The organism is Pseudomonas sp. OTU5201 (assembly GCF_038440135.1).
Taxonomy (GTDB): Bacteria; Pseudomonadota; Gammaproteobacteria; order Pseudomonadales; family Pseudomonadaceae; genus Metapseudomonas; species Metapseudomonas resinovorans.
This window is the reverse complement of the sequence record NZ_JASATC010000008.1, coordinates 136,262-151,293: the sequence shown is the minus strand read 5'-3', so window position 1 is coordinate 151,293 and position 15,032 is coordinate 136,262. Positions and strand designations below refer to the sequence as shown.

Below are 15,032 nucleotides of genomic sequence, written 5' to 3'. Positions count from 1 at the left end.
CGTGAGCGCCGTGGAGTGCTGATGCCATGAGCGCCTATCAAGCCCTGCGGAAGCCTGAAACCCGCTTCGAATCCATCGGCTTCCTGCTGTTGGATGACTTCAGCCTGATCGCACTGGCCGGCGCCCTCGAGCCGCTGCGCCTGGCCAACCAGCTGTCCGGAACGGGCCTCTATCACTGGTGCACCCTGACGTGCGACGGCACCCCGGTGCGCGCCGACAACGGCATGCAGCTAACGCCCGAAGGCAGCCTCGTCGAGGCGCGCGAACTGGACGCCCTGATTCTCTGCGGCGGCGACTGCGCGCCACTCGCCGACGCCGGTCTGCTCGAGCAACTGCGCGACCTGTCCGCCCTCGGCGTGAAGCTGGGCGCACTGGAGTCTGCCCGCGCTGTGCTGGCCGAGGCCGGTCTGCTTCAGGACGACGAAAGCATCCCGGCCTGGGCCAGCCGGCTGACCCTGCGCGAAGCGCTGGCCAGCGCGCAGCCCAAGCTGCAGGAAGTGATCGCGCTGATGGAGGCCAACCTGGAAGAACCCATCGACCTGGATGACCTGGCCAGCTTCATCGAGCTGTCGCGGCGCCAATTGGAAAGGCTGTTCCAGAAGTACCTGCACTGTTCACCGTCGCGCTACTACCTCAAGTTGCGCCTGCTGCGTGCCCGCCAACTGCTGCGCCAGACCGCCCTGCCGGTGGTGCAGGTGGCCTTCGGTTGCGGCTTCCTCTCTGCGCAGAATTTCTCCAAGTGCTACCGCGAGCACTTCGGCATCCCGCCCAGCAACGAACGGCTGGACAAGCCGCAGCTCTGCCGCGCCGCGATGCACTGAGCACCCTTGGCACCACTTCGGGCCCGCCCGTGCCTGGCAGCACGGTCCGGGCCCGTTTTTTTTGGTGGTCGAGGTGGTGGCGTGTTTCCTGTAGGGCGAATTCTGCCTGTAGGAACTGGCTTGCCAGCGAATGGCGGCGTTTCGCTGGCAAGCCAGCTCCTACAGGGCTCTTGGCCAGAGGGTAGATCTCTCGCAACAGCTAACGCAGACATGGCGAATGAATTCGCCCCTACAGCAAGCGCAGTTCGTGCCTGTAGGTAGATCCGAGCAAACCCGGCTTCCCTCACCCCAGCCCTCTCCCAGGGGGAGAGGGAGTGGTCTGCGCGAACAGTCACCCCTCTCCCTCCGGGAGAGGGGCGGGGGGGTGAGGGAGGCCTGAGTCGCTCGGACCCCAGCGGATCTGACCAACTTCGGGTCGGATTCGCACAAAAAGTGGCCGGTTGCTTCTGTTGCAATGCTGTCCAACGGCCCACCAGTCCGGTGTGTCGAGTCAGTGGAAAACAACAAGGGTTCACGCCATGCAAATGCCCAAGACGCTCCGCATCCGTAACGGCGACAAGGTTCGCTCCACCTTCTCCGCCCAGGAATACGCCAGCCGCCAAGCCAAACTGCGCGCGCACCTGGCGGCGGAGAACATCGACGCCGCGATCTTCACCTCCTACCACAACATCAACTACTACTCCGACTTCCTCTACTGCTCCTTCGGCCGGCCCTACGCGCTGGTAGTGACCCAGGACGACGTCATCAGCATCAGCGCCAACATCGACGGCGGCCAGCCGTGGCGTCGCACCCAGGGCACCGACAACATCGTCTACACCGACTGGCAGCGCGATAACTACTTCGTCGCCATCCAGCAGGCCCTGCCGAAAGCACGCCGCATCGGTATCGAGCACGATCACCTGAATCTGCTGAACCGCGACAAGCTGGCCGCCCGCTACCCCGAAGCCGAGCTGGTGGACGTGGCCGCCGCCTGCATGCGCATGCGCATGATCAAGTCCGCCGAAGAACACGTGATGATCCGCCACGGCGCGCGCATCGCCGACATCGGTGGCGCGGCGGTGGTGGAAGCCCTGCGCGACCAGGTGCCGGAGTACGAAGTGGCGCTGCACGCTACCCAGGCCATGGTCCGCGCCATCGCCGACACCTTCGAGGACGTGGAGCTGATGGACACCTGGACCTGGTTCCAGTCGGGCATCAATACCGACGGCGCACACAACCCGGTCACCAAGCGCAAGGTGAACAAGGGCGACATCCTCAGCCTCAACTGCTTCCCGATGATCGCCGGCTACTACACCGCCCTGGAGCGCACCCTGTTCCTCGACCACTGCTCCGACGACCACCTGCGCCTGTGGCAGGTCAACGTCGAAGTGCATGAGGCCGGGCTCAAGCTGATCAAGCCCGGTGCGCGCTGCAGTGACATTGCCCGCGAACTGAACGAGATCTTCCTCAAGCACGACGTGCTGCAGTACCGCACCTTCGGTTACGGCCACTCCTTCGGCACCCTCAGCCACTACTACGGCCGCGAGGCCGGCCTGGAGCTGCGCGAGGACATCGACACGGTGCTGGAGCCCGGAATGGTGGTGTCCATGGAACCGATGATCATGCTGCCGGAAGGCCTGCTGGGCGCCGGTGGTTACCGCGAGCACGACATCCTCATCGTCAACGAGAACGGCGCCGAGAACATCACCAAATTCCCCTACGGGCCGGAGAAAAACATCATCCGCAAATAACCTCGTCCACGCCCGCGCAGAGCCGACCTCCTGCGCGGGCCGTGGTTTCACGCACCACCACAACAAGAATCGACGCGCGGTATTCACGGGGTCCAGACCCTGTGCACGCGCCGCCTTTTGACTACCCGCTGCCGAACTAGCACGACATAACAATAGAGGTACAGGCGATGGTCAGGTTTATTGCAGGAACGCTCCTTCGGGGAGCGGCCGACAGTGTGTCTTTCAACAACGGTCGGGGCGCTCCCGTCCATACTCCAGGCTTCCAGGTGCACCTCCCGTGTGAAGGGGGTGCCCGATGAGCACATCCAACCAGTCCCTGGCCTACGGCCAGGCCGCGAGCCCAATGTCCAGCAGCGAGCGCAGCACGCTCCGCCGCGCGGCGACTGCCAGCTTCATGGGCAACTTCGTCGAGTGGTTCGACTACGCCGCCTATGGCTATCTGGCGGCGGTGATCGCCGTCGTGTTCTTCCCCGCCACGGACAAGACCACCGGCTTGCTGGCGGCCTTCGCGGTGTTTGCCATTTCCTTCATCATCCGCCCCATCGGCGGCATCGTCTGGGGCCACATCGGCGACCGCTACGGCCGGCGTAACGCCCTGTCCCTGTCCATCCTCATCATGTCTGGCGCCACCTTCTGCATCGCGCTGCTACCGACCTACGCCCAGGTGGGCATGCTCGCGCCGTTGCTGCTTCTGCTGATCCGCCTGGTGCAGGGCTTCTCCGCCTCCGGGGAGTACGCGGGTGCGGCGGCTTTCCTCGCCGAGTACGCGCCGGACAACAAACGCGGCTTCTACACCAGCCTGGTGCCGGCCAGTACCGCCGCTGGGCTGCTCTTTGGTTCGCTGTTCGCAGCACTGCTCTATTCGCAGCTGGACACCGAGCAACTGCACAGCTGGGGGTGGCGCATTCCCTTCCTGCTGGCGGCCCCCCTCGGGTTGATCGGCCGCTATATCCGCCTGCACCTGCAGGACACGCCCAAGTTCCGCGAGATGGAACAGGCGATGGCGAAGAAGGAAACCGAGCACAAGGTGCCGATCCGCGAACTCCTCGGCGTGCATCGCAAGAAAGTGCTGGTGGCCATCGGCGTCACCTGCCTCAACGCGGTGGCCTTCTACCTGATCCTCAGCTACATGCCGACCTATCTCTCCACCGAGATGGGCATGACCGAGACCGACTCGTTCCTGGCTTCCACCGTGTCGCTGGCGACCTACATCGGTTTCATCTTCCTGATGGGCAAGCTGTCCGATCGCTTCGGTCGCAAGACCATGCTGATTGCCGCGTCGCTGCTGTTCCTCGCCCTCACGCTGCCGCTGTTCGGCCTGCTGGAAGGGCAGGGCTTCGCCTTCATCCTGCTGATCCAGATCGCCTTCGGCCTGATGCTGGCGATGAATGACGGCACCCTGCCGTGCTTCCTCGCGGAAGTTTTCCCGACGCGGGTGCGCTACAGCGGTTTCGCCTTCAGCTTCAACACCGCTAACGCCCTGTTCGGCGGCACCGCGCCCTTCATCGCCACCTGGTTGATCAGCCAGACCGGCGACAAGATGGCGCCGGCCTGGATGCTGGTGGGCGCGGCGGCCGTGGCGCTGCTGGCGATGCTGACCATCCGCGAGACGGCGCATAAGGCCCTGGCGGACGACTGACGGCTGGCCCCTGGCGATCCTGCCAACTTCGGGTCGGATTCGTACAAAAGTCGTCCACGCACTTCTGATGCAATGCCATGAGCGGAAGTCCGTCTGGCGCCGACAATTCCTGGAGTATTTCGATGAGCAAGAGTGTTTTCGTAGGTGAGCTGACCTGGAAGGAGTACGAGGCGCGTGTCGCAGGCGGCGACTGTGTGCTGATGCTGCCGGTCGGCGCCCTGGAGCAGCACGGCCATCACATGTGCATGAACGTGGATGTGCTGCTGCCCACGGCGGTGTGCCAGCGGGTTGCCGAGCATATCGGCGCGCTGGTCCTGCCGGGCCTGCAGTACGGCTACAAGTCCCAGCAGAAGTCCGGCGGCGGCAATCACTTCCCCGGAACCACCAGCCTGGACGGCGCCACGTTGACCGGTACGGTGCAGGACATCATCCGCGAGCTGGCCCGCCACGGCGCGCGCCGCCTGGTGCTGATGAACGGCCACTACGAAAACTCCATGTTCATCGTCGAAGGTATCGACCTCGCCCTGCGCGAGCTGCGCTATGCCGGTATCCACGACTTCAAGGTGGTGGTGCTCTCCTACTGGGATTTCGTGAAGGATCCGGCGGTGATCCAGCGTCTCTATCCTGAAGGTTTCCTCGGCTGGGACATCGAGCACGGTGGCGTCTTCGAAACCTCGCTGATGCTCGCCCTGTACCCGGATCTGGTGGACCTGGATCGCGTCGTCGATCACCCACCGGCCACCTTCCCGCCCTATGACGTGTTCCCGGTGGACCCGACGCGCACGCCGGCCCCGGGCACCCTGTCGTCGGCGAAGACGGCCAGCCGGGAGAAGGGCGAGCTGATCCTGGAGGTCTGCGTCGAAGGCATCAGCGAGGCCATCACCCAGGAGTTCCCGCCCGCCTGACGAGGCATTGCGTTTCAGAACACCGAACAAGCGACTTCAACAACTACAACAAGGGCCCGCCACGGTGGGCTCCGAGGAAGTTTCAGCTATGTCGAATTCAGACGCACATAAAGAGTACGGTCTCAGCCAGATCAAGCCCGAGGAACGCAGCTACGGCTTCGTCGACACGGTCTGGACCTGGTTCGGCTCCGGCATCAACACCGGTTCCTGGTTCTTCGGCGGCATGGCCGCCTCACTGGGCATGGTCTTCGTCCTGCAATACAGCCTTCTCTGGCTGCCACTGATGATGATTCCCTGGGCCGTGGTGGCCTACATCGGCTATCGCTACGGCGCCAGCACGGCGGTGGTCGCCCGTCCGTCCCTTGGTACCAAGGGCTCGCAGCTTACCGGAGTGGCCCAGTTCCTGGTGCTGATCGGCTGGCCCAGCGTGAACAGTTTCATCGCCGCCATTTCCCTCACCCACGTGTTCGGCGCGGCGTTCGGCTGGCCGACCTTCGGCCAGCCCGGCTCGGCGGGACCGATGGTGCTCGGCATTCTGCTGACTGCCATTGCCCAAGGAGTGATCACCTTCCTCGGCCATGAGGCAATCCGCTACCTGGAGCGCGTGGCCGGCATCCTGCTGCTGGTGCTGGGCGCCTGGGTAACCTACGTCGTGCTGTCGCAGTGGGAGCTGAAGCAGATCATGGAGTTCAAGGTGGCGGCGCCGACCCACAGCGTGGCCTTCTTCATCGACCTGGCGTTCGGCTTCTCCTGGACCTGGGCACAGGTGGCGGATTTCTCGCGCTTCTCCAAGACCGGCACGGCGGCCAGCGTGGGGAGTTGGCTGGGGCTGAACATCGGCCAGGGCTGGTTCATGGTCATCGGCGCGGTCGGGGCGATTGGCGTTGCGCTGCAGAGTGGCTTCGTGGATCCGAACAACTCCGATCCCAGCTCCACCCTGGCGACCCTGGGCCTGGGCATGGTGTCGTTCCTGGTGCTGATCTTCGCCACCGTGAGCACCAACGTGACCGTGCTCTACGGCTCGGGCATGGGCCTGCTGGGCGCCTTCAAGGGCCTCACCCCGAAGAAGGCGTTGGCGATCATCGTCGTGCTGCAGCTGGCGCTGTGCTTCGTGCCGATGGCCTTCGACTCCTTCCTGCATTACTTCGAAGCCTTCCTCGGCGTGATCGGCGGCATCTTCATTCCGCTTTGGACCATCATCCTGGTGGACTACTTCTGCGTGCGTGGCAAACGCTTGTCCGACCGTGACCTGTTCGCCGAAGCCGGCGGTGCCTACTACGGCAGCAACGGCTGGAACCCGGCCGGGATCGCCGCGCTGGTAGTGGGCTTCGCCGTCTACTTCCTGCTCGCCCATGTATTCAAGGACGTGGCGGAACAGATCACTGCAAGTTTCCCGGCCATCCTGGTATCCGGGCTGCTCTACTGGCTGCTGGCGAAGAAGCCGGTACTGGCCCTGAGCGGAGGCGTTGAACGGGACGCCTGATTCGAGGGGCCTGAATCAAAAATGCCGCTCTCCGGGAGGAGGGCGGCGTTTTTGTTTTGGGGCGTTCCGCGAATGAATTCGCTCCTACCGGGCGGGGTGCTGCTTGTGTTGTAGGGGCGAATTCATTGGCTATGTCTGCGTTAGCTGTTGCGAGAGATTTCCCATCCGGCCAAGAGCCTTGTAGGAGCTGGCTTGCCAGCGAAACGGGGCCATTCGCTGGCAATCCAGCTCCTACGGGCAATGCAGCTGCCTACAACACGTCATGCAAACATAGCCAATTCATTCGCCAAGCAGGCCGCAGGTCTGCCTCGGGAGCCTGACGGGGGCAGCGTCGGTGCCCTTGGCGAATGAATTCGCCCCTACAGATCCCAATCGCCCCTCAGCCGTGCAACGGACTCTGCTTGCGCTCGCCGCGCGGGGAGTGGCCGAAGAACCGGCTGTAGCACTTGGAGAAGTGCGCCGGTGAGGCGAAGCCACAGGCCAGGGCGATGTCGCGTACCTGGGACTCGCTGCGCAGCAGCAGGTCGCGGGCGCGGTTCAGGCGCAGTTCCAGGTAGTACTGGCTGGGGGTGCGGTCAAGGTACTTGTGAAACAGCCGTTCCAGCTGGCGCACCGACACCTCATTGAGCTGCGCCAGTTCTTCCAACTCCAGCGGTTCCTCCAGGTTGGCTTCCATGATCGCGACGATCTGGCTCAGTTTCGGCTGCGCATGGCCGAGCTTCTGTCGCAGCGGAACGCGCTGCTGTTCGCGGGCGCCGCGCATGCGGTCGCAAAGCAGCAGTTCGGCGGCACGGGTGGCGATCTCCACGCCGCCCGGTTCGCGGGCGATCAGTTGCAGGGTCATGTCCATGGACGCGGTGCCGCCGGAGCAGGTGTAGCGGTTGCGATCCAGTTCGAACAGCTGGTTGGAGATGACGATGCCGGGGAACTTGTCCTTGACCTGTTCGATGTCCTCCCAGTGCACGGTGCAGCGGTAGCCCTTGAGCAGCTCCGCGCTGGCCAGCAGGTGGCTGCCGGTGCAGATGCCGCCCAGCGCCACATCGTGCTGGGCCAGCTTACGTACCCAGTGCAGCAGCCGCCGGTCGTAGCGGCTTGGCATGGGGTTGGAGCCGACGACGAAGAGGGCATCCAGCGCGGGGGCGTCGTCTATCGTGTGGTCGGGCACTACGCGCATGCCGTTGCTGGCCTGCACGGGCTCCGGGTCGGCGGCGATCAGCAGGGTACGGAACAGGCTGCGCTTGGCGGCCAGGTTGGCCATGCGCAGGGTCTCGATCGCCGAGGCGAAGCCGATGGTGGTGAAGTTGGGGATCAACAGGAAGCCGAAGGTCTTCACTCCGGCCGGCCGGGGTTGGCCTGATGTTTCGTCGACGGGCGGCGCCGCAAGGTTCGCAACAGCCATTTGGCTCTTCCTCCACTGCTTCGACTGTCGTTTTTGGGTATAGGCGGGTGAGGCAGACGTCGAAATGCAGCTCTGACTTTTTATTGTTCTGCAGCGCGGGAGCGGGCCTGCGCCGGGTTCCAGCTTACACCCATTCCAACCCGGCATCAGCGGCGTCCGGCGTGAAATCAGGGGGCCAGCGAAGCGGTCTCCGGTAATCGAACGGTTTTACTTCGCTGCCTGGGTAGGTTTGGGCATTTACACGTCGCAAACAGGCAAACGGGGTGTCCGGCTATTTCGCACAATCGGCCGCAACAGGCAGATACCGACAGTATTTCAGCGGTCGGTGCAGAGCCCCCAAAACAACAGAGACGACAGCGGGTTGTCGCAGGAGATCATCGATGTTCAGCAAGCAAGACCAGATCCAGGGTTACGACGACGAACTGTTCAGCGCGATGCAGGAAGAAGAGCACCGTCAGGAAGACCACATCGAGCTGATCGCCTCGGAGAACTACACCAGCAAGCGCGTGATGGAGGCCCAGGGCAGTGGCCTGACCAACAAATACGCCGAAGGTTACCCGGGCAAGCGCTATTACGGTGGCTGCGAGTTCGTCGACAAGGTCGAGCAGCTGGCCATCGACCGCGCCAAGCAACTGTTCGGTGCCGACTACGCCAACGTCCAGCCGCACTCCGGTTCCCAGGCCAACAGCGCCGTCTACCTGGCCCTGCTGAACGCCGGCGACACCATCCTCGGCATGAGCCTGGCCCATGGCGGCCACCTGACCCACGGCGCCAAGGTGTCGTCCTCCGGCAAGCTCTACAACGCCGTGCAGTACGGCCTGGACACCGCCACCGGTCTGATCGACTACGACGAAGTCGAGCGCCTGGCCGTTGAGCACAAGCCGAAGATGATCGTCGCCGGCTTCTCCGCCTACTCCAAGACCCTCGACTTCCCGCGCTTCCGCGCCATCGCCGACAAGGTCGGTGCACTGCTGTTCGTCGACATGGCCCACGTCGCTGGCCTGGTGGCCGCTGGCCTGTACCCGAACCCGCTGCCCTACGCCGACGTGGTCACCACCACCACCCACAAGACCCTGCGCGGTCCGCGTGGCGGCCTGATCCTGGCCAAGTCCAACGAAGAGATCGAGAAGAAGCTGAACTCCGCCGTGTTCCCTGGCGCCCAGGGCGGCCCGCTGATGCACGTGATCGCCGCCAAGGCCGTGTGCTTCAAGGAAGCGCTGGAGCCCGGCTTCAAGGACTATCAGGCGCAGGTCATCAAGAACGCCAAAGCCATGGCCAAGGTGTTCATCGACCGCGGCTACGACGTGGTCTCCGGCGGCACCGATAACCACCTGTTCCTGGTCAGCCTGATCAAACAGGGCAAGACCGGCAAAGAGGCAGACGCTGCCCTCGGCCGCGCCGGTATCACCGTGAACAAGAACGCCGTGCCGAACGACCCACAGTCGCCTTTCGTGACCTCGGGCGTGCGTATCGGCACCCCGGCCATCACCAGCCGTGGTTTCAAGGAAGCGCAGAGCATCGAGCTGGCTGGCTGGATCTGCGACATCCTCGACCACCTCGGCGATGCCGACGTCGAGGCCCAGGTGGCCAAACAGGTCGCCGGTCTCTGCGCCGACTTCCCCGTCTACCGCTGATCCAGGAGTCCGAACATGCAACGTTATTCCGGCTTCGGCCTGTTCAAGCACTCCCTGAGCCATCACGAGAACTGGCAACGCATGTGGCGCAACCCGACGCCGAAGCCGGTCTATGACGTGATCATCGTTGGCGGTGGCGGCCACGGCCTGGCTACCGCCTACTACCTGGCCAAGGAATTCGGCGTGAAGAACGTCGCGGTGGTGGAGAAAGGCTGGCTGGGCGGCGGCAACACCGCGCGCAACACCACCATCGTCCGCTCCAACTACCTGTGGGACGAGTCCGCGCAGCTGTATGAGCACGCCATGAAACTGTGGGAAGGCCTGTCCCAGGACCTGAACTACAACGTGATGTTCTCCCAGCGTGGCGTGTACAACCTCTGCCACACCCTGCAGGACATGCGTGACTCGGCTCGCCGGGTAAACGCCAACCGCCTGAACGGCGTCGACGGTGAACTGCTGGACGCCCGCCAGGTGGCCGAGGAGATTCCCTTCCTCGACTGCAGCAAGAGCACCCGCTACCCGATCATGGGCTCCACCGTTCAGCGTCGCGGCGGCGTGGCCCGTCACGATGCCGTGGCCTGGGGCTACGCCCGTGCTGCCGACGCCCTGGGCGTCGACCTCTTGCAGAACACCGAAGTACTCGGCTTCCGCAAGCAGGATGGCGCGGTGATTGGCGTGGAAACCAATCGCGGCTTCATCGGTGCCAAGCGCGTCGGCGTGGTCACCGCCGGCAACTCCGGGCACATGGCCAAGCAGGCCGGTTTCCGCCTGCCGCTGGAATCCCATCCGCTGCAGGCCCTGGTGTCCGAGCCGATCAAACCGGTTATCCACAGCGTGATCATGTCCAACGCCGTGCACGGCTACATCAGCCAGTCCGACAAGGGCGACCTGGTCATCGGTGCCGGTATCGACGGTTACAACGGCTACGGTCAGCGCGGTTCCTACGGGACCATCGAGCACACCCTGCAGGCCATCGTGGAAATGTTCCCGATCCTCTCCCGCGTGCGCATGAACCGTCAGTGGGGCGGCATCGTGGATACCACCCCGGACGCCTGCCCGATCATCTCCAAGACCCCGGTGAAGAACCTGTTCTTCAACTGCGGCTGGGGTACCGGCGGCTTCAAGGCCACCCCGGGTTCGGGCCACGTGTTCGCGGCGAGCCTGGCGCGTGGCGAGATGCACCCGCTGGCCAAGCCCTTCTCCATCGACCGTTTCCATTCCGGCGCGTTGATCGATGAACACGGGGCTGCCGCGGTAGCGCACTGATCAAGCTCCCTCTCCCGCCGGGAGAGGGCTGGGGTGAGGGGAATAGCCACTGCGCCAAGGCTGACATCCCTCACCCCCGGCCCCTCTCCCAGAGGGAGGGGGGAGATAAAGAGATTCACCGGAGACTATCACCATGCTGCACATCTTCTGCCCCTACTGCGGGGAGCTGCGCTCCGAAGAGGAATTCCACGCCAAGGGCCAGGCGCACATCCCGCGCCCGCTGGACCCCAACGCCTGCACCGATGAGGAGTGGGGCGACTACATCTTCTTCCGCGACAACCCGCGCGGCATCCACCACGAGTTGTGGGTGCACGCCGCCGGCTGCCGCAAGTACTTCAACGCCACGCGCCACACCGTGAGCTACGAGATCCTCGAAACCTACAAGATCGGTGAGAAGCCCACTGTCACCGAGGCCAACGTCGGCGACAAGAAAGCCGCGACCGCAGGAGTAACGGCATGAGCCAGGTCAACCGCCTTCCCAAGGGTGGCCGCGTCGATCGCAGCCAACCGCTGACCTTCACCTTCAACGGCCAGAACTACCAGGGCTTCTCCGGCGACACCCTGGCCGCCGCCCTGCTGGCCAACGGCGTCGATATTATCGGCCGCAGTTTCAAGTACTCCCGTCCGCGCGGCATCGTCGCTGCCGGTGCGGAAGAGCCCAACGCCGTATTGCAGATCGGTTCCACCGAGAGCGCCCAGGTGCCGAACGTGCGCGCTACCCAGCAGGCCCTGTATGCCGGTCTGGTGGCCAGCAGCACCAACGGCTGGCCGAACGTGAACAACGACGTGATGGGCATCCTCGGCAAGGTCGGCGGCGGCATGATGCCGCCCGGGTTCTACTACAAGACCTTCATGTACCCACAGAACCTGTGGCTGACCTACGAGAAGTACATCCGCAAGGCCGCCGGCCTCGGCCGTGCGCCGCTCGAAGTCGACCCTGACATCTATGACCACATGAACCAGTACTGCGACGTGCTGGTGGTCGGCGCCGGCCCGGCTGGCCTGGCTGCCGCCCTGGCCGCTGGCCGCAGCGGTGCGCGTGTGATCCTGGCAGACGAACAGGAAGAGTTCGGCGGCAGCCTGCTGGACACCCGCGAGACTCTGGACGGCAAGCCCGCAGCCGAGTGGGTGGCCAAGGTCATCGCCGAGCTGGAGACACTGCCGGAAGTGACCCTGCTGTCGCGCGCCACGGTGAACGGCTATCACGACCACAACTTCCTCACCATCCACCAGCGCCTGACCGACCACCTGGGCGAGGTCGCGCCCCATGGGCAGGCCCGTCATCGCGTGCATCGCGTCCGTGCCAAGCGTGTGGTGCTGGCCGCCGGCGCCCACGAGCGTCCGCTGGTGTATTCGAACAACGACGTGCCGGGCAACATGCTCGCCGGCGCCGTCTCCACCTATGTGAACCGCTACGGCGTGGCCCCCGGTCGCCAGCTGGTGCTGTCCACCAACAACGACTACGCCTACCGCGTGGTGCTGGATTGGCTCGATGCCGGTCAGCAAGTGGTGGCCGTGGCCGATGCCCGCAGCAACCCGCGCGGCGCCTGGGTGGAAGAGGCCCGCGCCCGTGGCGTGCGCATCCTCACCGGCAGCGCCGTGGTCGAGGCCCGTGGCAGCAAGCGTGTCACCGGTGCCCGCATCTGCGCCATCGACCTGAAAGGCCACAAGGTCACCAGCCCCGGCGAAGTGGTGGACTGCGACCTGATCGTCAGCTCCGGCGGCTACAGCCCGGTGGTGCACCTGGCCTCCCACCTGGGTGGCAAGCCGACCTGGCGTGAAGACATCCTCGCCTTCGTTCCTGGAGAAGGCTTCCAGAAGCGTTACTGCGCCGGTGCCGTGAATGGCGTGTTCGGCCTGGGCGATGCGCTGGCCGATGGCTTCGAAGCCGGTGCCAAGGCGGGTGCCGAGGCAGGCTTCAAAGTGGTCGAAGGCAGCCTGCCGAAGACCGAGAAGCGCAAGGAAGAGGCCACCGTGGCGCTGTTCCAGGTGCCGCACGACAAGTCCACCTCCCGTGCACCGAAGCAGTTCGTCGACCTGCAGAACGACGTCACCTCCGCCGGCATCGAACTGGCTACCCGCGAGGGCTTCGAATCGGTCGAGCACGTCAAGCGCTATACCGCGCTGGGCTTCGGTACCGACCAGGGCAAGCTGGGCAACATCAACGGCCTGGCCATCGCCGCCCGTTCGATGGGCATCAGCATCGCCGAGATGGGCACCACCATGTTCCGCCCGAACTACACCCCGGTGACCTTCGGCGCTGTTGCCGGCCGTCACTGCGGCCACCTGTTCGAGCCCAAGCGTTATACCGCCATGCATCGCTGGCACCTGGAGCAGGGCGCGGAGTTCGAGGACGTCGGCCAGTGGAAACGCCCCTGGTACTTCCCCAAGCGCGGTGAAGACATGCACGCCGCCGTGGACCGCGAATGCAAGGCCGTGCGTGACAGCGTGGGCATCCTCGATGCCTCGACCCTGGGCAAGATCGATATCCAGGGCCCGGATGCGCGCGAGTTCCTCAACCGCGTCTACACCAACGCCTGGACCAAGCTGGATGTGGGCAAGGCCCGCTACGGCCTGATGTGCAAGGAAGACGGCATGGTCTTCGACGACGGCGTGACCGCCTGCATCGGCGAGAACCATTTCGTCATGACCACTACCACCGGCGGCGCCGCCCGTGTGATGGAGTGGCTGGAGATCTACCACCAGACCGAATGGCCGGAGCTGAAGGTGTACTTCACCTCGGTCACCGACCACTGGGCCACCATGACCCTGTCCGGCCCGAACAGCCGCAAATTGCTGGCCGAGGTCACCGACATCGACCTGGACAAGGACGCCTTCCCCTTCATGAGCTGGAAGGAAGGTCTGGTCGGTGGCGTGCCGGCGCGGGTGTTCCGTATCTCCTTTACCGGTGAGCTGTCCTACGAAGTGAACGTGCAGGCCGACTACGCGCTGGGTGTGTGGGAGAAGATCGTCGAGGCCGGCAAGAAGTACAACCTGACTCCCTACGGCACCGAAACCATGCACGTACTGCGGGCGGAGAAGGGCTTCATCATCATCGGTCAGGACACCGACGGCTCGGTGACCCCGGACGACCTGAACATGGGCTGGTGCGTTGGCCGCAGCAAGGCCTTCTCCTGGATCGGCTGGCGCGGCATGAACCGTGAGGACTGCCTGCGCGAAGAGCGCAAGCAACTGGTGGGCCTCAAACCCATCGACCCGAACAAGGTGCTGCCGGAAGGCGCCCAACTGGTGTTCGATCCGAAGCAATCCATCCCGATGAAGATGGTCGGCCACGTCACCTCCAGCTACATGAGCGCGACCCTGGGTTATTCCTTCGCCATGGCTGTGGTCAAGGGCGGCCTGAAGCGCATGGGCGAACGCGTGTTCGCACCGCTGGCCGATGGCAGCGTGATCGAAGCCGAAATCTGCAGCTCCGTGTTCTATGACCCGAAAGGGGATCGCCAGAATGTCTAACGTGAACGTCTACAAACAGCGTCCTGATGCCGCCCATGCCGAATCGCCGCTGTACCACGCCGGCCTCGACGAGTTGGCACGCAAGGGCAAGAGCAGCGCGGGGGTGACCCTGCGCGAGAAGAAGCTCCTCGGTCACCTGGTGATCCGTGGCGACGCCAAGGACCCGGCCTTCGCCGGTGGCGTGCACAGCGCCCTCGGCCTGGAGCTGCCGGTGGCCCTGACCCTGGTGGCCAGCGGCGACACCTCGCTGCAGTGGCTGGGGCCGGACGAGTGGCTGCTGATCGTGCCGAGCGGCCAGGAGTTCGAGGTCGAACAGCGCCTGCGCAAGGCGTTGGATGGCCAGCACATCGCCGTGGTCAACGTCAGCGGCGGCCAGACCATTCTCGAGCTTTCCGGGCCCAAAGCCCGCGAGGTGCTGATGAAGTCGACCCCCTACGACGTGCACCCGAGCAACTTCCCGGTGGGCAAGGCCGTGGGCAGCACCTTCGCCAAGGCCTCGCTGGTGATTCGCCACACCGGCGAAGACACCTGGGAACTGCTGATCCGCCGCAGCTTCTCCGACTACTTCTGGCTCTGGCTGCAAGATGCCAGTGCGGAGTTCGGACTGGCGGTGAAGGCCTGACGGGAAAACGGAAAGCCCCCTCTCCCCCTGGGAGAGGGGAGACAAACATCGGAGTCCGC

General features: G+C 64.5%; 10 protein-coding genes and 1 pseudogene. 10 read left to right on the top strand and 1 reads right to left on the bottom strand.

The window, feature by feature from the left end; genetic code table 11:
* Positions 1-473 precede the first annotated feature (473 nt).
* The 5 genes and pseudogenes from AAHM40_RS27205 to AAHM40_RS07550 all read left to right on the top strand — a co-directional run.
* A pseudogene (locus AAHM40_RS27205) lies at positions 474-782 on the top strand (helix-turn-helix domain-containing protein); the annotation flags it as partial.
* Between the two features lie 557 nt (positions 783-1,339).
* Entirely contained in the window at positions 1,340-2,551 is a 1,212-nt protein-coding gene (locus AAHM40_RS07565; protein ID WP_342244095.1) for a M24 family metallopeptidase, read from the top strand.
* Positions 2,552-2,846: 295 nt separating this feature from the next.
* On the top strand, positions 2,847-4,190 hold the full coding sequence (locus AAHM40_RS07560) for an MFS transporter (protein WP_137823857.1): 1,344 nt from the start codon (positions 2,847-2,849) through the stop codon (positions 4,188-4,190).
* Between the two features lie 122 nt (positions 4,191-4,312).
* Entirely contained in the window at positions 4,313-5,095 is a 783-nt protein-coding gene (locus tag AAHM40_RS07555; RefSeq protein WP_342244094.1) for a creatininase, read from the top strand.
* Between the two features lie 88 nt (positions 5,096-5,183).
* Positions 5,184-6,578: a purine-cytosine permease family protein gene (locus tag AAHM40_RS07550; RefSeq protein ID WP_342244093.1), complete on the top strand. Its 1,395-nt coding sequence runs from the start codon at positions 5,184-5,186 to the stop codon at positions 6,576-6,578.
* A gap of 379 nt (positions 6,579-6,957) precedes the next feature.
* Here the strand turns inward: AAHM40_RS07550 and AAHM40_RS07545 are convergent, their stop codons facing one another.
* On the bottom strand, positions 6,958-7,977 hold the full coding sequence (locus AAHM40_RS07545) for a GlxA family transcriptional regulator (protein WP_342244092.1): 1,020 nt from the start codon (positions 7,975-7,977) through the stop codon (positions 6,958-6,960).
* Positions 7,978-8,357: 380 nt separating this feature from the next.
* Here AAHM40_RS07545 and glyA point away from each other — a divergent pair, with 380 nt between their 5' ends.
* The 5 genes from glyA to AAHM40_RS07520 all read left to right on the top strand — a co-directional run bounded on the left by glyA (position 8,358) and on the right by AAHM40_RS07520 (position 14,973).
* A complete protein-coding gene (gene glyA, locus AAHM40_RS07540) occupies positions 8,358-9,611 on the top strand; it encodes a serine hydroxymethyltransferase (RefSeq protein WP_028631174.1) in 1,254 nt (417 codons plus the stop codon).
* A gap of 15 nt (positions 9,612-9,626) precedes the next feature.
* Positions 9,627-10,877 carry a sarcosine oxidase subunit beta gene (locus AAHM40_RS07535; RefSeq protein WP_342244091.1) on the top strand — a complete coding sequence of 417 codons (1,251 nt, stop codon included), beginning with the start codon at positions 9,627-9,629 and terminating at the stop codon, positions 10,875-10,877.
* A 133-nt stretch (positions 10,878-11,010) separates the two neighbouring features.
* Complete coding sequence (locus AAHM40_RS07530) at positions 11,011-11,337, top strand: sarcosine oxidase subunit delta (protein ID WP_028631172.1); 327 nt, start codon at positions 11,011-11,013, stop codon at positions 11,335-11,337.
* Positions 11,334-14,351 (top strand): sarcosine oxidase subunit alpha, encoded by a 3,018-nt coding sequence (locus AAHM40_RS07525; protein ID WP_342244090.1) that lies wholly within the window; start codon positions 11,334-11,336, stop codon positions 14,349-14,351. The genes AAHM40_RS07530 and AAHM40_RS07525 overlap by 4 nt, the downstream gene beginning before the upstream one ends.
* Complete coding sequence (locus AAHM40_RS07520; RefSeq protein ID WP_342244089.1) at positions 14,344-14,973, top strand: sarcosine oxidase subunit gamma; 630 nt, start codon at positions 14,344-14,346, stop codon at positions 14,971-14,973. Before AAHM40_RS07525 ends, AAHM40_RS07520 begins: the two co-directional genes overlap by 8 nt.
* The last annotated feature ends 59 nt before the right edge of the window (positions 14,974-15,032 follow it).